A 19715-nucleotide genomic window follows, 5' to 3' on the forward strand; every position below is an offset into this window, starting at 1 on the left:
CTCCCTTGATTTTGACCGCACTTTTGGTTTCTTTAATTTACCAATTTACCGTTTAGACCATCTGAAATGGTTCCGGCAGATTGAGTTAGATAACACACTATCCATGATCTGCGGTTACCTGTTATTTTTCACAACCAACAATAAACCTGCACCAATAGGTAATATAGTCTGCTCAAACCCTATATCGGCATTGATTAAAGCGATAAATTCCTTAATCTGTTCGGCATGCGACAATACATTGTCCACAACCAACACACTTCCGCTGGTTTTCAGACACGTTTTTAAATATGTCCAATACATAGGATAAGCGGGGCGCTCAGCATCCAACAAAATAAAATCGTAGCTACTTGATTACTTTGTAAAAATTTGCCGGCATCGACGCATAATGCGGTAGTGACTTCAGATAATCCCGTTGCAACAAGATGTTTCAGTGCGGTCTGCTGACATTGCGTTTCAATTTCCAAAGTAATTAAATGTCCACCGGTTTGTTCTACAGCATCAGCCAGCCACAATGTGGAATAGCCTCCTGACGTGCCGATTTCCAACAAACTTTTTGCTTGTTTAGCAAGCACCAATAGCGCTAAAAATTCAGCCGATTCAGGTTCAATAACAGCGCCGGCATGCTTACCTGTATCCCAGCTCAATTAAATCATTTAAGAACCAATACCGCCCTAAAACAAAGGACGGTATTGGACTACTTTGCTTACAATTAGCAACTAACAATCAAGGTTTCAACACACAACCGCCCGTAGACGATTGAAGACGCGCCGCTGGTCAATTCATTCAGCTTGGCGGTCTCAATACACAGCCACTCAATGGCAGCTGAAATAAGTTTAAATTATTAAAGTAGTTAACAATCCTCCTTTATTCAAAATGAAAGTATTTTATGGGCTAACAAATGAAAATATATCCGGCATTTTAGAAAGAATCCACAAGGCAACTAAAATAATACCAATGACAATCTTTCTCAGCCCTTTAAAATGCATTAGAAATTCATCGTCTGCTTTCTTTTCTAAATGAATCATCCAGAATTTATCACGTTGATTACCCATACATAATATCCCCATAACACAAGATCATGGTTATTATCTTAGGGCATCAGAATATTAATTTCAAATTTCTTGAAGGTTATTTGCTTATTTATATAACAAACAACCCCTCCACATACCCCACCGACCGATCCCGATCCAACAACTTTGGCTGGCAAACCTCCATCAGCGAGCAGGCTTTGCAGCGTTTGCTGTAGTTGGGCAGCGGGGTTTGTCCGCTTGCCAAGAGTTCGCGTACTTGGGCGATAACGGTCAGCGTCTGCGCTCTAAGGTCATCTGAAAACGCTACCGGTACACGGTGGCGGGTTAGCATATACCACAGTGCGCCTTCGGCGATGGTTTGTCCGGTCATCTCTTCTAAACACAGCGCCTGCGCGCAAAGCTGGATTTCGTCGAACGGATCGGGTTTGGGCTTACCGCGTTTGTATTCCACCGGTTTCAGGCGACCGGTTTTTATCTCCACCTCGACCAAATCCAAAATACCGCTGATGCCTAATTTTTCCGCCGAAACGTGTACGGCGCGCTTGAAACGCATGCCGCCTCTCGTTTCCGGCTCACCCGAATCCACCCGCTCGTGCAGCGAACGTCCCTGCGCGGTGAGATAGTTTTCCGCCCACGCCTGCTCGTTGTGAATCAATGCGCATTGGCGCGGGCAGAAAGCAAAGTGCTGCAAAGCAGAAAGGGGAACGATGAGTTGTTCTCCCTGCTTATCGGTTTGGGCTGCTTGGTCAGGAAAAAGTGCGGTCATTTTTTAGTGTTTTTTTAGAAGCCGTCAATTTCTTGTGGAATCAAGCCTTCAAGGTTGTGTAATGCGTAACTGCCGTCCGTATTCACTTTCAGGCTGCCGTGCACTTTGGCGGAGGAATATTGTCCGGCTTTGCAGTTGTGTTCCCACCAAATCAGTTTCAACACTTGCATGCTGCCTTCGGGGCGGGCGGATGAGGCGTCGCCTTCAAACAGTTTGGTTAGCACGGTTTTGATGGTTTCGGCATCGGCGTCGGAAAAGCCGGTGCGTTCGGCAAGTTGCGGCGACATAGCGCCGAAGGCGACGTAAATGCCGCTGTCGACGCGGTGTTTCATGCCCATGGTGTCGGAACCGCGTTTGCTGCCGTCGCCTTCGCCGCTCACGCTTTTGGTAATTTGCGTGCTGGTGATATTGACCGGTTCGACGCTGAATGCCGACTGGATGGTGACAGGGCCGCGCACAGCAATCGATACGCCTGCGCCGTCGTCACTTTTGCCGAACGCGAATACCTGCCCGAAACTGCGCACGTCCAGCCATTTTTCACAGGCTTTTTTGGCGGTTTCGTCTTTATTGGCTTTTTTGGCGTTAAAGGCTTCCGCGCCTAAACCCACATTTTTGTCTTTGGCGCGGTTGGCGAGGCTGGTCATGCCGTCGGTTTTCTTTTCGTCGGATTGCACGAAAATGCTTGCGCCGCCATCTTGCAGGCGATCGCGGATTTTACGTTTCAGGCAAACATCGGTCATTTCGCCGAAGCCGGCAAAATCGGCACGCGGGCGGTTGCCGTTTAAAGGGTCGCCGTTGGGGTTGGCATTGGTGACTTTAACAATCAGGGCGAAGTCGATTTTTTTGGTTAAGCTCATGTTATTTTCCTTTCACTATTTAGGGTTATTCAGTAGTTTCGGTTTTCTTTTGTTTGGCAGCTTGGCGCTCGGCAATTTGGCGGTTATTTTCCATTTTTTGGCAATGATAACCAAGCAGAAACTCGCCGCTTAATTTGTCGTCGCAAGTAAAGTCGTTATGTTGGAACAGTTCCATAATTTCGCCGATGGCTTGCGAGCCGGTATCTTTTCCACGGTTGCGCAGCCGGTCTTGATAAGGCTTCAGCGCCAATTCTATATTACGCCAAGTGGCGAAGGGGTGTTCGGCAAAGCGCTGCATATAACGTTCTGCGGTAGTGGCGCGTTTTTCTTCCGCCAGATAAAGCGCGTAGGATTCGATATTTTCGGCAATGGCCAGCAATCTGCCGTATAAATAATCGCGCGTGCGGTTTTTAGTATCCAAGCTCATAGAATAAGTCCTCCTTTTTGATAAATCATGATGACGGGCGCGCCAGCCTTTGTATAAAGCGCAGGCGGCGCCGATATTGCGTTGCCATTCCCAATGCTCGCTGCCGTTAGGATTGCAGGCCGTCCGAAAACTTTGTTGCACCAAATCATAAGGCATCGGCACGTTTTTACCGCCGGCAATCACCGGCAGCAAACGGGCGTAGAGTTGCTTTTTCAGGCTATCGCTCAATGCTTGTCCATAAATGGCATGGCCGATGGCGTACGGCGAGGGTGGCACGAACGCCCAAAGGGTGTGTTTGTCTGTTTTTTTGCCGTTCGGTTTTTCAATGCTATGGCGTTGATACCAAGAAAAATCGTCTATCCAGGCATCCAGATTGGCGAAATAATCGGCCGGCAAAAATTCTTGGTAATAGGTCAGTGCCATACGCCCCGGTGTTGCGGAATCCAGCATTAATAATGAGATTTGCTCATGGGCTTTTAATGCTGCCTGATAGCCGTGCAGTTTCTTTTTGATGATGTGGGCGGCGGCTTTTCCGATATTGACCGACCAATCGACATTTTCAGACGGCGTATCAGGTAAAAATTCATCGCAATTTTTGACCGCACTTATATCCAGATTGTCCCAATCAATTTCATCCGACATATCTTTTATCGGTGAAGGAATTTGCTTGCCGCTGACCGCCCAAGCGACGGTGACTTGATCGCCGTTGCGAATACCTTGTCGGGCTATCAGCCAACGTAAGGCGCTATGTGCTTTGGCGGAGACTTCCGCCGATACGCTGGCTGCTTCTTCGGCCGATTCAAAGCGACCGCGAAAGGTGTAACCGGTCGTATCATTGGAAGAAATCAATTTGGCTTTATCACCCGTATGGCGCAGTTTGGCCGGGTGCATGGCGGAAACCGTCGCATCAGTGCCTTGCACCAGACAAAAACCTTTTTGTGTAGCGCTGCTGCCGAGATAGTCTATCCATGACTGTTGCACGCCGCTATCCGTCCAGGTTTCGCTCTGTACATCGCCTGCGATTTCCACACACCAGCACACCAATGCCGAACCGAATTCGATTTCGCCTTTGGTTTTCGGCAAGACGGAAAAAATCAGCGGAGCAGCGCCCTCCGCATCCCATTTGCGCAACACCTTGCCGTTTGAATCCAACTGAAAAACGCCTGTCCGCACCAAATCGGCGACAACCGTACCTTTGCTGATATAATCCAGCACCGCCTGCACTTTCGGGTGTTTGAATGCCGAGTCACACCATGCCTGCAACTGCTTTTGATAACCTTCGAAATAGGCTTTTTTGCCGCCGCCGTAATCGGCATAATCTTTGGCGACATATTGGATTTTGTCTGCCAGCGGGTGCGGTGCTTCGCCGCTGGTGCGATTTTCTGACGATTCGGTGGCCGGCAGCATAATCGCCGTTTTCGGCGGCATTACCCACGCCGTCTGAAATTCGCCTTGTCCGTTTAGTACGATAACAATATGGGCGTTTTGCAGGGTATGACCGACCGGGGTTAACGGCTCGTCATCGCTGTCAAAGATTTGCCCTGATACGGTTTCGTATGTCCGATACAACTTCTGCATCCAACTCATAATTCCAACTCCTCTGCCTCGGTTTCTACCGGCTTCATATTTCGTTTAAACGGTCTGTGAGGCTGCATTTTGCGGATAAAACGGGTTTTCAGACGGCCTGTATTATCGTTTACGCTTGGGAATTCGATTACGCCATGTTGCATATTGGCTTGCCAAAAACGGTTGATCAATTCGTGTTTACCCGTTTCTTCGGGGTAGCCGAAGCTATGGAACATCAAGCCGAAATCGAGATTGTCGATTTCATCGTAAAAGCCTGCTTTGCCGTCCCGGCTTGGGCTGCCGAATTGGCACGGCTCCACATAGCCCTGACAGTCGCGTGTGCCCAGGAAAATATCCTGCCGTCCGCCGCGATCCAGCATTCGACGGGCAATCGCCATATGTTTGCCGAGATTACGGTCATCTTTGAGCTCGTGCCAATATTCGTTCCAAGTAAAATGCGCTTGTACTTGATATTCCACATCTTGCAGAAAGGTGTAAATCGCCAGCGTATTGCCGCCGTTCCAATCCAGCGGTTTGGTGGATTTGCTTTGGGTGCGAATCGGCTTCATGACACGAATTTTATCAATATGCCAGATCAGGGTCGGTTTCCAATAAATGCTCCTCAAAATGCCTTTTATCGCTTCATACGTCGGCACTTGGTAGGTGAATTTTTCACCGCCGATTTTGGTAATGGGGTCGGTAAACAACGCCTGCCGCCCCCAAATACGGAAAGTAATTGTGCTGTTCATAGTGCTCCTTTTATAAGCCATAAAACGTCATTGTGCCGGCGTCATCAACCGACAAGCCGTATTCATCGGTGTAATGCGCATCTTTCAAATAATAAATCCCCGAACCTGCCTGCACTTCATGTACAGCGTGTTCTTTTTCCAGTTGTTGCCATACTTTCGGGAACACGTTCACACTATAGCGCTGTGCTTTTGCCAAAGTGCGGTACATTTTTTTCGGATTCCATTCGCCGCACAACGTAGCAATTAATTCCCTGCCTTCGCCATACGGCACAATCACGGCGCGGGTCGGCGCCTCAATTGTTCGGAAGGCTCGTCCCGCACTTTTGAAAGATTGCATCAACAACGGAAACGGCTTGGTGCGTTCATTGTTTTTATTGGCGTAAGGATTGTTTTCATTATCACTCAACCAATCCAGCAGCGAACCTGTCGTGCTGTTTTTGACGGGATAAACCATCTCACTGCGACGGTTATAAAAATAGTACTGGAAATACTGCTGCATGGCTGCGGGCTGCAAAATATCCTGCCCTGAAAATTCACGCAATACGCGCTCGGCATGGATTTGCCCTTGATGAATATCAGGCAACATCTGTGCCAAACTCGGCTCTTGCAGATTCAATACATACACTTGTCCTTTGCCGTCTTTTTCGCCGTGGCGATTGCAGCGCCCCGCCGCTTGGGCAATGGAATCCAAGCCGCCCAAAGCGCGCATCACGCAAGCCATCGAAAGATCGACGCCGGCCTCGGTTAACTGGGTGCTGATGCAAATCACGGGTTCTTGATTTTTTAAACGCGTTTTAATGGTATCAAAAATAGCTTTGCGGTGCGCCGCACATTGATGGGTGCTGAGATGAAACAACGCTTCGGGCGGCACGTTTTGTTTTTTGCAATATTGGTACAAATCCTGCGCCCATTTTTTTGTATTCACGATAAACAGGCAGCTTGAGGCCGTCTGAAACTGCGCCAATAAAAATGCACCTGCCTCATCCGGCGACCAACCGCCGGCTTTAGGTTGATAGCGGATTTCCACGCGTGATAAGTCATCGAACAGCTTATTCAACTGATCGCCTTTACCCATAATCTCGGCATTTTCCGCCAACTTTAATTCGCCGAATGTCGATTTGGGCAGCTTGTCCAGCAACGGTTGGGTCGCGGTACACAATACCGCGCTGGATTTGCCGAATTTTGTCAGCCAGTTCAGTACATTGCAGAACAAATGCACACATTTTATCGGCAGAGTTTGGATTTCATCAAAAATCAGCACGCTGCGGGTCATCGGGTGAATATGTCGCGCACCGCGTGTGCCGTCGCCGAACCAGGCATCAAGAAACTGCACCATAGTGGTAAACACAATCGGCTTATCCCAGTTTTCGGCAAGCAGCTTGTCCTGCCAGGTTTGTTTTTCGGGCTCAAGGTTGGAGTGGTGTTCCAATACCCAATCCGCGCCGAGAATTTCGCGCACTGTGCCTGCATTTTGGTCGATGATGGAGGTGTAGGGAATGATATAGATAATGCGATCAAGATCGTATTTTTTCGCGTGGTACAAGGCATAGCGCAGACTTGCCAGGGTTTTACCGCCGCCGGTCGGTACCGTCAGGGTATAAATACCTTGAGAATCGACCGCTCTTTTTAAACAGTGGTCTGAAATTCGGCGGCGGATTTGGTCGATCGGGTAACGAATCTCAAAATTACCTAAATAAGCTTCCAGTTTGTTGATTGCCGTTTGCCAATCGGGCTTTGTCGTGAGGCGGCGAATATCTTTTTGATGTTCCTGTTCAAAATCGGCACTGTTGATGCGATCGGCATCAATCAGACAGCTAAACAGAAAACGGGTGAGGCAGCCGAGATAAAATTCTTTGTTTTTCTTGTTGGTTTCTTTGTCGGACAAAATCGGCTTGAACGCATTTAACAGCTCGCGAATCAGGTTTTCTCCCGCCAATGTCTGCGCGGTTTGCCCGACGATTTCATCGGCATTGCGTTCGCATTCCGCTAAATGGGTTAATTCGTCTGCTTTTTCAAAACGTTTTTTCCAAGTGGGATTGCCTTTATCATCTAAACAGTCAATCAGCCCGCCGTGATGGGAGGCAAGACACAGGCCTAACATTTGCCCGCATAATTCGCCGATGCCGTGTTGCTCACCGTATTTTCTCAGTGCACGATACACCCATTGCGCGCCGGCGGTAGCGTGGTCGATTTTTTTGCCGTTGGGTAAAACATAATCATCGGCGTCGGGATCAATACCGGCGGCGCTTGTTATATAATTCAGAAAGTCTGCGGCATATTTACCGAAATCGTGCATCAGACCCAGCAGTTCGCCGCTTGATGCCAGGTCGAGTTTTTCGGCCAGAGCTTTGGCAATGGCGGCGGTTTCTAAAAGGTGGGTTGCTACGGATTGCACAACGCCGTCGGAACGACGGATGTGGGCGATATATTTTGCAGTCAAGGCGCTTGCTCCTTTCGGCCGTTAAATGAACCGTTATATCAACACATTACTACAAAAGATGTGTGAGATAATAGCAAATTTAAAAATATATTCAATGGCGTTTTTTTATTTCGCAAATGCGTTGTTTTTGTTTTAACTGATTAAAATTTATGGACTTTTCTTTCAGTAAAGGGAATGGCGGCAAGAGGTTTTGAGCATGTCGCGGAAAGAGGCGCGCCGTTGCTTATCGTAAAGCAATAATGAGTTTATTATTCCCTGTTTTTATGCGCTTAACCTTATTTAGGGGCAATAAAAAACGGTGGAAACAGTAAAAATTTCCACCGCACTTTTTATGGATTAAATTTTACATGCACCGCCTGCACAGCCGTCGTCCATATCTTCCTGAGCGTCTTCGGCGCCGTCGCGGGTGTTTTGATAGTAGAGCGTTTTTAAGCCGTATTTATACGCGGTTAACAGATCTTTCAGCAGCACTTTCATCGGGACTTTGCCGTCTTCAAAGCGTTTCGGATCGTAATTGGTGTTGGCGGAAATAGCCTGATCGACAAATTTCTGCATAATGCCGACCAGATGCAGATAGCCGTCGTTGCTCGGGATATCCCACAGCAGTTCGTAATTTTCGCCCAGATTTTCATAATCCGGCACCACTTGTTTTAAAATGCCGTCTTTGGAGGCTTTCACGCTGACATGGCCGCGCGGCGGTTCGATGCCGTTGGTGGCGTTAGAAATCTGCGAGGAGGTTTCCGACGGCATTAAGGCCGTCAGGGTGGAGTTACGCAAGCCGAAAGTCTGAATATCTTTGCGCAGGCTTTCCCAATCATAATGCAGCGGTTCCTGCGTTAGGCTGTCGATCTCCTTTTTATAGCTGTCGATAGGCAAAATACCTTTGGCATAAGTGGTCTGGTTAAAATATTCACAGGCGCCGGCTTCTTTTGCCAGATTCATCGAGGCTTTCAGCAGGTAATACTGAATGGCTTCAAAGGTGCGGTGAGTGAGATCGTTGGCGCTGCCGTCGGAATAACGCACGCCGTTTTTAGCCAGATAATACGCATAGTTGATCACGCCGATGCCCAGCGAACGACGTGCTAATGAACTGCGCCGCGCCGCGTTGACCGGGTAATCCTGATAATCCAGCAGCGCGTCTAAAGCGCGAACCGCCAAATCGGCCAGCTCGTCCAATTCATCGAGGTTGTTAATGGCACCGAGGTTAAATGCCGATAACGTACACAGCGCAATTTCGCCTTCTTCATCATTAATGTGTGCCAGCGGTTTGGTCGGCAGGGCGATTTCCAGACATAAATTGGACTGCCGAACCGGCGCCACGGCGGGATCGAACGGGGAGTGGGTATTGCAATGATCCACGTTTTGAATATAAATTCGCCCGGTGGAGGCGCGTTCCTGCATTAATAAGGAAAAAATTTCCACCGCTTTTACCGTGCGTTTGCGGATAGTCGGATCCTGTTCGTATTTAAGATAAAGCTGTTCGAATTTATCCTGATCGGCGAAAAACGCCGCATACAGTCCCGGTACGTCGGAAGGGCTGAACAGGGTGATATCGCCGCCTTTGATCAGACGCTGATACATTAATTTGTTCAGCTGCACGCCGTAATCCATATGACGGACGCGGTTGTCTTCCACGCCGCGATTGTTTTTCAGCACCAGCAGACTTTCCGCCTCAAGATGCCAGATAGGGTAGTACACCGTTGCCGCCCCGCCGCGAACGCCGCCCTGCGAGCAGGATTTCACGGCGGTCTGGAAATATTTATAAAACGGAATGCAGCCGGTATGGAAGGCTTCGCCGCCGCGGATCGGGCTGCCTAAGGCGCGGATAGCACCGGCGTTGATGCCGATGCCGGCACGCTGCGAGACATATTTAACGATCGCCGAAGCCGTGGCGTTAATGGAATCCAGACTGTCGCCGCATTCGATCAGCACGCAGGAGCTGAATTGGCGGGTCGGCGTGCGCACGCCGGACATAATCGGCGTCGGCAGAGAGATTTTAAAGGTGGATGTGGCGTCATAAAAACGGCGCACATAACTTAAACGGGTTTCCGCCGGATATTTTGAAAACAGGCTGGCGGCCACCAGCAAGTATAAAAATTGTGCCGATTCGTAGATTTCGCCGGTGACCCGGTTTTGTACCAGATATTTACCTTCCAGCTGTTTGACCGCTGCGTAAGAGAAGGTCATATCGCGCCAGTGATCGAGAAAACCGTCCATTTCGTCCCATTCTTCGCGGGAATAATCGCTCAGCAGGGCTTCATCATATTTGCCCATGCGCACCAGTTTTTTCACATGATCGTATAAACGCGGCGGATCAAAATGGCCGTAGGCTTTTTTACGCAGATGAAAAACCGCCAGACGGGCGGCAAGATACTGATAATCCGGCGCGTCTTTGCTGATTAAATCCGCCGCGGCTTTGATAATGGTTTCATGAATATCCGAGGTGCGAATGCCTTCGTAAAACTGGATGTGCGAACGCAGTTCGACCTGCGATACGGAAACATTTTCCAATCCTTCCGCCGCCCAAGTGATCACGCGGTGAATTTTGTCTAGGTTAATCGGTTCGAGTTTTCCGTCACGTTTCGTGACCATTAAGGCTTTGTTCATAAGTGATTTCCGGCTTGTTATACTGAGGTTGAAAACACAATATATAGGTACATGAGAAAAATTAGGCTACAAGATAATGTGTTGTCCGTAAAAGTTCAAGCACTAAATTTGAGGGGCAATTGTTGACAGAAAATAACTTACTTATAAATAAGAAAAAATTTGTTAAGCCAAAAATCCGACTGAATAAAATTTTGTATATCGGCGGAATTTACGCTTTTTGACCGAGATCAGAAAAAGTGCGGTCGATTTTTTCGCTAAATTTGACCGCACTTTAGACCATTCGGATTTTAGCTTTCGCTTCCGGCTGAGGCAGTTTGAGGCGGAAGCAAAACACCGGCTGTGCCGGGCGCTTTACTCTTTGTAAATGCTGTTATACAGGCTGCTTTCGAACTGCACCAGCGGCGCCCGTTTGGTTTTGCTTTCCAGATCGCTGCCGGTGGAATAGCCGTTGATAAACTGCACGAACGCCACCCGTTCGCCGCGGGCGTTGGTCATAAAGCCGGCGAGATTATAAACCCCTTTTAAGGCGCCGGTTTTGGCCGTGATATTTTTTACCAGCGGCGCGTTAATCATGGAGCCGCGCCCGCTTAGCGTGCCGTCCGTACCCGCGATGGGAAAGGTTTCCAACAGATGCAGCTGATCCTCATGCCGGGCAATATATTCTAAGGCCTGCAACATGGCCTGCGGGGCGATCAGATTGTGCCGCGATAAGCCGGAACCGTCGGCGATAATGCTGTTGCCGAATTTCACGCCGGCTTTGGATTGCAGAATCTGGCGCATGGCCAGCGAGGCAAGCTGGAACGAGGCCGGGCGTTGGTAATGATGATAGGCGACGGTGCGGAACAGCGCATCGGCGATCTGATTGTCGGATTTTTTCATCATTTTTTTCAGCAGATCCGGCAGCGGTTTGGATAAATGCTGTGCCAGCAGTTTACCCTGCTGCGGTTGGTAAGGCTGCTGTACGCTGCCGTTAAAAGCGATGCCGAGGCGGTTTAACTGGCGCTGAATGGTTGCGGCGGCGTAGGCATCGGGATCCTGTACCGAAAAGCTCAACCCAAAGGGTTTGTTCTGGCGGCTTAAACAGCCTTTGATTTGATAGCGGTTATTATCGTGAACCACCGCATCCAGCTGGCAATAAGGCGCCTCTTCTTTGGTGGCGACGCGAACCTGTCCGAAAACCTGAACGGGAAATTGCGCCGGTACGTTAAATTTAACCAGCTCGCCGGCGGGCTGATTGGCATCCAGTTCGACGTAAAAACAGTTGTTATCCAGATTAACGGCGGCCGGAGGTGAGTTAAAACACAGGGTCAGATCATTCCAAATCCAGCCTAAACCGCGGTCATGACCGACAAATACGGAGGTGTCCAGAATCAGATTGCCGGCAATGCGGTTGATTCCCTGTTTTTTCAGTTCCGCCAGCAAATTATACAGCTGACCGCTGGTTAAATCCGGATCGCCGCTGAATCTGGCGATAAGATCGCCGTTTAATTGGCCGTTTTCGACGCGCCCGTTGGTCAGCAGGCTGGTTTCGAAACGAAAATCGTCACCCAGTGTTAATTTGGCGGCAAGTGCGGTAAAAACTTTTTGCGTACTGGCGGGCAGCATGAAGGTTTGCGGGTTGAATGCGGCGATTTGCTGATCCTGGTTTAAATTTTTCGCCACAAATCCCAGACTTGCGCCTTGCGGTAAACGAGCGGCGATCGAGGCGACATCCACATCGGCGACGGCGCAGGTTGAGAACGCTAAATTTAAGGCTAATAAAGTCGGTTTTAATCGGGATGAAAATCGGGATAATTTGTACATAAACGGCTGTGTTTCGGTTGCTATTTTTTTTCAGACGAACAATAATAGTACCTGAATCAGCGAGAGTAAAACGATTTCTCGTTTATCGTGATATTTTATTAACTACGACAGGATGACGTATTCTGCCGTAGTTTTGTTTTTACTTAAATAAAGGATAGCTTGAGAGTTATGCAACAGATTCCTATGACCGTACGCGGTGCGGAGCAATTAAGACAAGAACTTGATTTTCTTAAGAATGTACGCCGTCCGGAAATTATTAAAGCCATTGCCGAAGCGCGTGAACACGGGGATTTAAAAGAAAATGCGGAATATCATGCCGCCCGTGAGCAGCAGGGCTTTTGCGAAGGCCGCATTCAGGAAATCGAAGGAAAATTATCCAACGGTCAGATTATTGATGTGACCAAAATTCCGAATAACGGTAAAGTGATTTTCGGCGCCACGGTGGTGCTGGTGAATACCGATACGGAAGAGGAAGTGACTTACCGTATTGTCGGCGATGACGAGGCGAACATTAAAGAGGGATTAATTTCCGTCAATTCGCCGATTGCGCGCGGTTTGATCGGTAAAGAACTGGACGATACGGTGAGTATCGTGACGCCCGGCGGTACGGTGGAGTTTGAGATTATTGCCGTGGAGTATAAATAAGCGGCGTATCCGGAAAGGACGCGAAAGATCGCGTCCGTCAGCGGGTTATTTGCGCGGTAGCTGAATTTTCGCTTCTTCGCTCGGGCGATAAAGCACGAGGATATGGCCGATGGTTTGCACCGCCGAAGCCTGTGTTTCACGGATAATCGCATCAATGATTAATTGCTTGGTGTCGCGATCTGCGCCGGCAATTTTTACTTTAATCAATTCATGATGGTTGAGTGCGTTGTCGATTTCGGCAAGCACGCCCTCGGTTAGTCCGTTGCCTCCCAGCATCACCACCGGATTTAAGTGATGAGCCAGACCTTTTAAGAATTGTTTCTGTTTGGTTGATAATGTCATGAATAATGATCCCGATGAATAAAAAAGTGCGGTCGGTTTTTTGATAAAATATCGCAGCCGACGACTTGAACCGGGAAATTTTAACCTTATATTGGAAAAACTACCACAACATTTGAATAATTTATGGGAAAGAAAAAACGTTCGGCGAGTTCGACTCGCTGGCTGAATGAACATTTTAAGGATCCGTTTGTCCAAAAAGCGCATAAACAAAAATTACGTTCGCGCGCCTATTTTAAGCTGGATGAAATTCAGCAGACGGACCGTTTGTTTAAACCGGGCATGACCGTCGTCGATCTCGGTGCCGCGCCCGGCGGTTGGTCGCAGTATGCGGTCAGTCAAATCGGTTCGAACGGGCGGGTGATTGCCTGCGATATTCTGGAGATGGATCCGATTGTCGGCGTGGATTTTCTACAGGGCGATTTTCGCGATGACAATGTCTTAAACGCGCTGCTGGAACGGGTGGGGGAAGCCAAAGTAGATGTGGTCATGTCCGATATGGCGCCCAATTTCAGCGGTATGCCGTCGGTCGATATTCCGCGTGCGATGTATTTGGTCGAATTGGCGCTGGATATGTGCAAACAGGTTCTGGCCCCTAAAGGCGGTTTTGTGGTGAAGGTTTTCCAGGGTGAAGGTTTTGACGACTACTTAAAAGAGATCCGATCTCTGTTCAGTGTTGTGAAAGTGCGTAAGCCTGAAGCGTCCCGCGGGCGTTCCCGTGAGGTGTATATCGTTGCAACGGGTTACAAATATTAGCGATGGATTTGATAACTTCAAATCCGGCGGTGGATGTAGTAAGCTTGTAACAATTTATTAACTCAAAAATAAACGAGGTCAAACCTTGAACGATATGGTAAAAAATCTGGTGCTGTGGATTGTGGTTGCGGTTGTGATGATGACGGCATATCAGGGATTTAACGGCAGTTCCAATGGCAATTTAACCGATTATACGACGTTTATTACCGATGTCGGTAATGATCAGGTGCGTCAGGTGCGTTTTGAAGACAGCGAACTTGCCGTAACCAAGGCCGACGGTTCCAAATATTCGACCGTGATGCCGATTTATGACGATAAATTATTGAATGATTTATTAAATAAGAAAATCAAAGTGGAAGGAACACCGCCGGAAAAACGCGGCTTTTTATCTCAGATTTTGATTTCGTGGTTCCCGATGCTGTTATTGATCGGCGTCTGGTTTTTCTTTATGCGCCAGATGCAGGGAGGCGGCGGTAAAGCCATGAGTTTTGGCAAAAGCCGTGCCAAGATGCTGACCAAAGAACAGATTAAAACCACCTTCGCCGATGTCGCCGGCTGCGATGAAGCCAAAGAAGAAGTGGGCGAAATTGTGGATTTTCTGCGTGATCCGAGTAAATTTCAGAAACTGGGCGGTAAAATTCCGAAAGGGATTTTAATGGTCGGCCCGCCGGGAACCGGGAAAACTTTATTGGCGAAAGCCATTGCCGGGGAGGCGAAGGTGCCGTTTTTTACCATTTCGGGTTCTGATTTCGTGGAAATGTTCGTGGGGGTCGGTGCCTCCCGTGTGCGCGATATGTTCGAACAGGCGAAGAAAAACGCGCCTTGTCTGATTTTTATTGATGAAATTGATGCGGTCGGTCGCCAGCGCGGTGCCGGTCTGGGCGGCGGGCATGACGAACGTGAACAGACGCTGAACCAAATGCTGGTGGAAATGGATGGTTTTGAAGGTAATGAAGGCGTTATCGTGATTGCCGCCACCAACCGTCCGGATGTGCTGGATCCGGCGTTAACCCGTCCGGGACGTTTCGACCGTCAGGTGGTGGTCGGCTTACCGGATGTGCGCGGTCGCGAGCATATTCTTAAAGTGCATATGCGCAAAGTGCCGATTGCGCCTGATGTGGACGCCATGACGCTGGCGCGCGGTACGCCGGGCTATTCCGGTGCGGATCTGGCCAATCTGGTGAATGAAGCCGCCTTGTTTGCCGCGCGTACCAATAAACGCGTGGTGACCATGCTGGAATTTGAGAAAGCGAAAGATAAAATCAATATGGGGCCGGAACGCCGCACCATGATTATGACGGAGAAACAGAAAGAATCCACCGCTTATCATGAAGCCGGGCATGCGATTGTGGGTTATCTGGTGCCGGAGCATGATCCGGTGCATAAAGTGACCATTATCCCGCGCGGTCGCGCCTTGGGGGTAACTTTCTTCCTGCCGGAGGGCGATCAGGTCAGCATCAGCCAGAAACAGCTGGAAAGCAAATTATCCACTTTATATGCGGGACGTCTGGCGGAAGATTTGATTTACGGTGAGGAAAATATTTCCACCGGTGCCTCCAACGACATTAAAGTGGCGACCAATATTGCGCGCAATATGGTGACCCAATGGGGCTTTTCGGAAAAACTGGGGCCGATTCTTTATACCGAAGATGACGGCGAAATATTCCTCGGCCGTTCCATGGCGAAAGCGCAGCATATGTCCGACGAAACCGCGCATGTTATTGATGAAGAAGTGCGCGCGATTGTGGCGCGAAACTATGAACGGGCAAGACGTTTGCTGACGGAAAATATGGATATTTTACATGCGATGAAAGACGCGCTGGTAAAATATGAAACCATTGAAGAGGTTCAGATCAAACAATTGATGAACCGCCAACCGGTCACACCGCCGAACGGCTGGGACGATGCCGGCGTTAAACCGTCAGCGGAAAAGGCCGAGAGTGCGGCGAACGCGACGGATAAGGCTGAGAATACGGAAGAAAGTGCGGTGGAAAATCCGGACAAATCCGATAACGCATAACATTGAGGGACATCTTCGGATGTCCCTTTTGTTTTGCCTGTCAGCATGCCAACGGCGCAGCGGCAAGTGCAACGCGAAAAAGAATTTTTTATTCTTTTTAATATTCCGCTATAATTGACGGAAATTTTTGTACGGGAAATACTCATTGCCGAAACGATGTTTTTTCCGACCGCACTTTTACCGAATAATAGCAATATGAAGTTATACGCCAACCATAAAGTTTTAGATCTCAATGTGCCTCAAATCATGGGGATTTTAAATTTCACCCCCGACTCCTTTTCCGACAGCGGTAAATTTTTCCGTTTAGACAAAGCCTTGCGGCAAGTGGAAAACATGCTGGCACAAGGCGCCGCCATTATTGATATCGGCGGCGAGTCAACCCGGCCGAATGCCGACGAGGTCAGCACCGAACAGGAGCTGGAACGCGTGGTGCCGTTGGTGGAAGCGGTTCGTCAGCGCTTTGATTGCTGGATTTCGGTGGATACCTCCAAAGCACAGGTGATGGCAGAAAGCGCCGCGGCGGGCATGGATATGATTAACGATATTCGTGCCTTAAGCGAGCCGAATGTGCTGGAAACCGCGGTGAAACTGGCTTTGCCGACCTGCATTATGCATATGCAGGGGCAGCCGCGCACCATGCAGGCGGATCCGCATTATACGGATGTGGTGGCGGAAGTGCTGGAATTTCTGCAAAAACGCACCGCACTTTGTTTGCAGGCGGGTATGAAAAAAGAGAATATTATCTGGGATCCGGGCTTCGGCTTCGGTAAAACGGTTCAGCATAATTATCAGTTGTTGCAGCGATTGTCCGTATTTGCGCAAAATTATCCGCTGTTGGCGGGGCTTTCGCGTAAATCGATGATTGGTGCGGTGCTGGACAAACCGGTACAACAACGCGCCGTCGGCAGTGCGGCCGGTGCGCTGATCGCCGTTATCAACGGGGCGCGGATTGTGCGCGTGCATGATGTGGCGGAAACTGCCGACGCATTAAAAATCTGGCTGGCGACGGTACAGGCATAATACGGCGTATTGAACACATACGCTTCACATTATTTAAGCATGAGGAAGGAATAACCATGGCAGAACGTAAATATTTCGGCACCGACGGGGTGCGCGGTAAAGTCGGCACCTCACCGATTACGCCCGATTTCGTCTTAAAATTAGGCTGGGCGGCGGGCAAAGTGCTGGCGACACAAGGTTCCCGCACGGTTTTAATCGGTAAAGATACGCGGATTTCGGGTTATATGCTCGAATCGGCGCTGGAAGCGGGGCTGGCAGCCGCCGGGTTGTCCGCCGCGTTTACCGGGCCGATGCCGACACCGGCCATCGCCTATTTAACCCATACTTTCCGGGCGGAAGCCGGTATTGTCATTTCCGCTTCGCATAATCCTTATTATGATAACGGCATTAAATTTTTCTCAACTGCCGGCACCAAGCTGCCGGACGATGTGGAAGAAGCCATTGAAGCGATGCTGGAACAGCCGATGGACTGTGTGGAATCCGCCGAGCTGGGGCGCGCCAGCCGGATTAAAGACGCGGCCGGGCGTTATATTGAATTTTGTAAAAGCACTTTCCCGGCGCATTTAAGTCTGGAAAATTATAAAATCGTGGTGGATTGTGCCAATGGGGCGACTTATCATATTGCGCCGAATGTCATGCGTGAACTGGGTGCGGAAGTGATTGAAATCGGTACCGATCCGAACGGTGTCAATATCAATGAAAAATGCGGCGCCACAGATATTAAGGCGTTGCAGGATAAAGTGCTGGAAGTGAAAGCGGATGTCGGTCTGGCTTATGACGGCGACGGCGACCGCCTCATCATGGTGGATCATCTGGGTAATAAAGTGGACGGCGATCAGGCGTTGTTTATCATTGCCCGCGAGGCACTGCGCGCCGGTAATTTGAAAGGCGGCGTGGTGGGCACACTGATGAGCAACATGAGCCTTGAACTGGCGTTGAAACAATTGGCAATTCCGTTTATCCGCGCTAATGTGGGTGATCGTTATGTGCTGGAAAAAATGCAGGAGAAAGGCTGGACGCTGGGCGGTGAAAATTCCGGGCATATTATCATTGCGGACAAAAACACTACCGGCGACGGCATTATTGCCTCGTTGGCTGTGCTGAGCGCCATGGTGCAGCATCGTTTATCGTTGAATGAGCTGGCAAGTGCGGTGAAATTATTCCCGCAAGTGTTGATTAATGTGCGTTTTGCCGGTGGTGAAAACCCATTGAACAGCGAGGCGGTCAAAGCCGTTGCCGCCGAAATGGAACAGCGTCTGGCGGGTAAAGGCCGCATTTTGCTGCGTAAATCCGGTACCGAACCATTGATTCGGGTGATGGTGGAATGTGAAGACGGCGAGCTGGCACAGCAATGTGCGGAAAAAATCGCCGATGCGGTACGCGCCAACTGACGTGGCCGCGGATGACGGCAAGCGACGTGAATGCGCTGATAATCCGTTAATAAGGTGATGATTATACGGGCGGTTTGGGGTATCCGCCCGTTGTATTTTTAGTTTTTGGGTATTTGATAGTAAAAAATAATTGGAGAAAAAAAGATTAATGAAAATCATTGTGATGCGCCATGGCGAAGCTGAAACGGTGGCAAGCTCCGATCAGGCACGTTGTTTAACCGCAAGAGGCAAAGCTCAGGCTAATGCGCAGGCACTCTGGCTGAAATCGGTACAGTCTGCGCCGGATAAGGTGCTGGTAAGTCCTTATGTTCGCGCATTGGAAACCTTTGAGCAGCTTGATGCGGTGTTTGAACGGCAGCTGACGGCAAAACAGGAAATCTGGGCGGGAATTACGCCCTACGGTGATGCGGCGACGGTGGCCGATTATCTTGCCGTTCTTGTGCGCGAGGGGGTAAGCGCCGTGCTGCTGGTTTCTCATTTGCCACTGGTCGGTGAAATTGTGGCTCAATTATGTCCTACAAGCCGGGTCAGTTTTTATCCGGCAACCTTAGTTTGCCTTGAATGGGACGGCGAAAGTGCGGGAACCTTATCAGAGATTAAATACCCTGAATAAGACGGTCGGATAAATACAAAAAGCAGCGCCGCAACGCTGCTTTTTCGTATGGTAAGATGTTAATTTAAATATTTGAACACTTTAATAACTTTGCTGACACCCGATACGTTGCGCGCGACATCGGCCGCCGCGTCGGCCTGTTCATGGGTCAGATTGCCCATTAAAAAGACTTCACTGTTTTCCGTAATCACTTTAACATCGCTGGTTTTCACACTGGCATTAACCAGCATTTTGGATTTAACCTGAGTGGTGATCCAGCTGTCTTTGCTGATTTGACCGACGGAAATCGGCTGACCGACCCGGATTTCATTATAAACGTCATTAACGTTTTCAACCCCTTTCGCCAGATTGGTGGCAATTTCTTTCAGGCCTTCATTGGGAACCTGCCCGATCAGTAAAATCCGTCCGCTGTAAGAGACCACGCTGACACGCGCTTCGGCTTTGATTTGTTCGTCTTTTTTGATTGCCGACAGCACTTTTTCTTCCAGCGTTTCATCATCCACCTGCGTGCCGATTGTTCTCGGATCGGTGCCCACTTTGGTTGCCACCGCTGCGGTGCCGGCGACACCTGCCGCGATACAGCCTTGCAGTAAGATCGCGCCGCCTAAAATTACGGCAAGTTTTTTAAGGGTATGAATTTTCATCGTTAAGCTCCTTTGTGTTACTGAATTGGATTTATACTCAT

The 19715-nt window shown here is 49.3% G+C and carries 18 protein-coding genes; 6 read left to right on the forward strand and 12 right to left on the reverse strand.

Features of this window, described 5'->3' with window-relative positions; translation table 11 throughout:
• Positions 1–114: 114 nt before the first annotated feature.
• From ACESOH_RS07960 to dacB, 10 genes are all read right to left on the reverse strand, one after another.
• A complete protein-coding gene (locus ACESOH_RS07960) occupies positions 115–300 on the reverse strand; it encodes an O-methyltransferase (protein ID WP_373100638.1) in 186 nt (61 codons plus the stop codon).
• A complete protein-coding gene (locus tag ACESOH_RS07965; protein ID WP_373100639.1) occupies positions 282–644 on the reverse strand; it encodes an O-methyltransferase in 363 nt (120 codons plus the stop codon). The genes ACESOH_RS07960 and ACESOH_RS07965 overlap by 19 nt, the downstream gene beginning before the upstream one ends.
• 240 nt (positions 645–884) lie before the next feature.
• Positions 885–1052, reverse strand: a complete 168-nt coding sequence (locus ACESOH_RS07970) for a hypothetical protein (protein ID WP_373100640.1) — start codon at positions 1050–1052, stop codon at positions 885–887.
• An 88-nt stretch (positions 1053–1140) separates the two neighbouring features.
• Positions 1141–1797 carry a CRISPR-associated protein Cas4 gene (gene cas4, locus ACESOH_RS07975; protein ID WP_373100641.1) on the reverse strand — a complete coding sequence of 219 codons (657 nt, stop codon included), beginning with the start codon at positions 1795–1797 and terminating at the stop codon, positions 1141–1143.
• A gap of 14 nt (positions 1798–1811) precedes the next feature.
• Positions 1812–2654 carry a type I-C CRISPR-associated protein Cas7/Csd2 gene (gene cas7c, locus ACESOH_RS07980; RefSeq protein WP_032091954.1) on the reverse strand — a complete coding sequence of 281 codons (843 nt, stop codon included), beginning with the start codon at positions 2652–2654 and terminating at the stop codon, positions 1812–1814.
• 25 nt (positions 2655–2679) lie between these two features.
• A complete protein-coding gene (gene cas8c, locus ACESOH_RS07985; RefSeq protein ID WP_373100642.1) occupies positions 2680–4668 on the reverse strand; it encodes a type I-C CRISPR-associated protein Cas8c/Csd1 in 1989 nt (662 codons plus the stop codon).
• Positions 4665–5417: a type I-C CRISPR-associated protein Cas5c gene (cas5c, locus tag ACESOH_RS07990; protein WP_373100643.1), complete on the reverse strand. Its 753-nt coding sequence runs from the start codon at positions 5415–5417 to the stop codon at positions 4665–4667. Before cas5c ends, cas8c begins: the two co-directional genes overlap by 4 nt.
• Entirely contained in the window at positions 5407–7836 is a 2430-nt protein-coding gene (gene cas3, locus ACESOH_RS07995; RefSeq protein WP_373100644.1) for a CRISPR-associated helicase Cas3', read from the reverse strand. Before cas3 ends, cas5c begins: the two co-directional genes overlap by 11 nt.
• 336 nt (positions 7837–8172) lie before the next feature.
• A complete protein-coding gene (gene nrdA / locus ACESOH_RS08000; RefSeq protein ID WP_373100645.1) occupies positions 8173–10443 on the reverse strand; it encodes a class 1a ribonucleoside-diphosphate reductase subunit alpha in 2271 nt (756 codons plus the stop codon).
• A 351-nt stretch (positions 10444–10794) separates the two neighbouring features.
• Positions 10795–12246 (reverse strand): serine-type D-Ala-D-Ala carboxypeptidase, encoded by a 1452-nt coding sequence (gene dacB / locus ACESOH_RS08005; RefSeq protein ID WP_373100646.1) that lies wholly within the window; start codon positions 12244–12246, stop codon positions 10795–10797.
• Between the two features lie 168 nt (positions 12247–12414).
• On the opposite strand from dacB, the gene greA reads away from it, so the two are divergent.
• Positions 12415–12891, forward strand: a complete 477-nt coding sequence (gene greA, locus ACESOH_RS08010; protein WP_373100647.1) for a transcription elongation factor GreA — start codon at positions 12415–12417, stop codon at positions 12889–12891.
• A gap of 45 nt (positions 12892–12936) precedes the next feature.
• Here greA and yhbY read toward each other — a convergent pair whose 3' ends face one another.
• Entirely contained in the window at positions 12937–13233 is a 297-nt protein-coding gene (yhbY, locus tag ACESOH_RS08015) for a ribosome assembly RNA-binding protein YhbY (protein ID WP_032091947.1), read from the reverse strand.
• A 123-nt stretch (positions 13234–13356) separates the two neighbouring features.
• Here yhbY and rlmE point away from each other — a divergent pair, with 123 nt between their 5' ends.
• The 5 genes from rlmE to sixA all read left to right on the forward strand — a co-directional run bounded on the left by rlmE (position 13357) and on the right by sixA (position 19030).
• Positions 13357–13986, forward strand: a complete 630-nt coding sequence (gene rlmE / locus ACESOH_RS08020; RefSeq protein WP_032091946.1) for a 23S rRNA (uridine(2552)-2'-O)-methyltransferase RlmE — start codon at positions 13357–13359, stop codon at positions 13984–13986.
• Positions 13987–14080: 94 nt separating this feature from the next.
• Positions 14081–16006, forward strand: coding sequence for an ATP-dependent zinc metalloprotease FtsH (ftsH, locus tag ACESOH_RS08025; RefSeq protein ID WP_373100684.1), 1926 nt, complete (start codon positions 14081–14083; stop codon positions 16004–16006).
• A 195-nt stretch (positions 16007–16201) separates the two neighbouring features.
• Complete coding sequence (gene folP / locus ACESOH_RS08030) at positions 16202–17026, forward strand: dihydropteroate synthase (protein ID WP_373100685.1); 825 nt, start codon at positions 16202–16204, stop codon at positions 17024–17026.
• A gap of 56 nt (positions 17027–17082) precedes the next feature.
• Positions 17083–18417 carry a phosphoglucosamine mutase gene (glmM, locus tag ACESOH_RS08035; protein WP_032091945.1) on the forward strand — a complete coding sequence of 445 codons (1335 nt, stop codon included), beginning with the start codon at positions 17083–17085 and terminating at the stop codon, positions 18415–18417.
• 148 nt (positions 18418–18565) lie between these two features.
• Positions 18566–19030, forward strand: coding sequence for a phosphohistidine phosphatase SixA (sixA, locus tag ACESOH_RS08040; RefSeq protein ID WP_032091944.1), 465 nt, complete (start codon positions 18566–18568; stop codon positions 19028–19030).
• A gap of 59 nt (positions 19031–19089) precedes the next feature.
• On the opposite strand, the gene dolP is transcribed toward sixA, so the two are convergent.
• Positions 19090–19674: a division/outer membrane stress-associated lipid-binding lipoprotein gene (dolP, locus tag ACESOH_RS08045; RefSeq protein ID WP_032091943.1), complete on the reverse strand. Its 585-nt coding sequence runs from the start codon at positions 19672–19674 to the stop codon at positions 19090–19092.
• Positions 19675–19715: the final 41 nt, after the last annotated feature.

Source organism: Necropsobacter rosorum (genome assembly GCF_964241405.1).
In the GTDB taxonomy this organism is placed as follows: domain Bacteria; phylum Pseudomonadota; class Gammaproteobacteria; order Enterobacterales; family Pasteurellaceae; genus Necropsobacter; species Necropsobacter rosorum.

Excerpts from the sequence above, each read along its gene's own strand:
- ACESOH_RS07970 (WP_373100640.1), bottom strand. The coding sequence starts at position 1,052 with ATGGGTAATCAACGTGATAAATTCTGGATGATTCATTTAGAAAAGAAA.
- dolP (WP_032091943.1), bottom strand. The coding sequence starts at position 19,674 with ATGAAAATTCATACCCTTAAAAAACTTGCCGTAATTTTAGGCGGCGCG.
- greA (WP_373100647.1), top strand. The coding sequence starts at position 12,415 with ATGCAACAGATTCCTATGACCGTACGCGGTGCGGAGCAATTAAGACAA.
- cas4 (WP_373100641.1), bottom strand. The coding sequence starts at position 1,797 with ATGACCGCACTTTTTCCTGACCAAGCAGCCCAAACCGATAAGCAGGGA.
- cas5c (WP_373100643.1), bottom strand. The coding sequence starts at position 5,417 with ATGGCTTATAAAAGGAGCACTATGAACAGCACAATTACTTTCCGTATT.
- sixA (WP_032091944.1), top strand. The coding sequence starts at position 18,566 with ATGAAAATCATTGTGATGCGCCATGGCGAAGCTGAAACGGTGGCAAGC.
- yhbY (WP_032091947.1), bottom strand. The coding sequence starts at position 13,233 with ATGACATTATCAACCAAACAGAAACAATTCTTAAAAGGTCTGGCTCAT.
- cas7c (WP_032091954.1), bottom strand. The coding sequence starts at position 2,654 with ATGAGCTTAACCAAAAAAATCGACTTCGCCCTGATTGTTAAAGTCACC.
- cas8c (WP_373100642.1), bottom strand. The coding sequence starts at position 4,668 with ATGAGTTGGATGCAGAAGTTGTATCGGACATACGAAACCGTATCAGGG.
- nrdA (WP_373100645.1), bottom strand. The coding sequence starts at position 10,443 with ATGAACAAAGCCTTAATGGTCACGAAACGTGACGGAAAACTCGAACCG.
- ACESOH_RS07960 (WP_373100638.1), bottom strand. The coding sequence starts at position 300 with ATGTATTGGACATATTTAAAAACGTGTCTGAAAACCAGCGGAAGTGTG.
- folP (WP_373100685.1), top strand. The coding sequence starts at position 16,202 with ATGAAGTTATACGCCAACCATAAAGTTTTAGATCTCAATGTGCCTCAA.
- glmM (WP_032091945.1), top strand. The coding sequence starts at position 17,083 with ATGGCAGAACGTAAATATTTCGGCACCGACGGGGTGCGCGGTAAAGTC.
- ftsH (WP_373100684.1), top strand. The coding sequence starts at position 14,081 with ATGGTAAAAAATCTGGTGCTGTGGATTGTGGTTGCGGTTGTGATGATG.
- rlmE (WP_032091946.1), top strand. The coding sequence starts at position 13,357 with ATGGGAAAGAAAAAACGTTCGGCGAGTTCGACTCGCTGGCTGAATGAA.
- dacB (WP_373100646.1), bottom strand. The coding sequence starts at position 12,246 with ATGTACAAATTATCCCGATTTTCATCCCGATTAAAACCGACTTTATTA.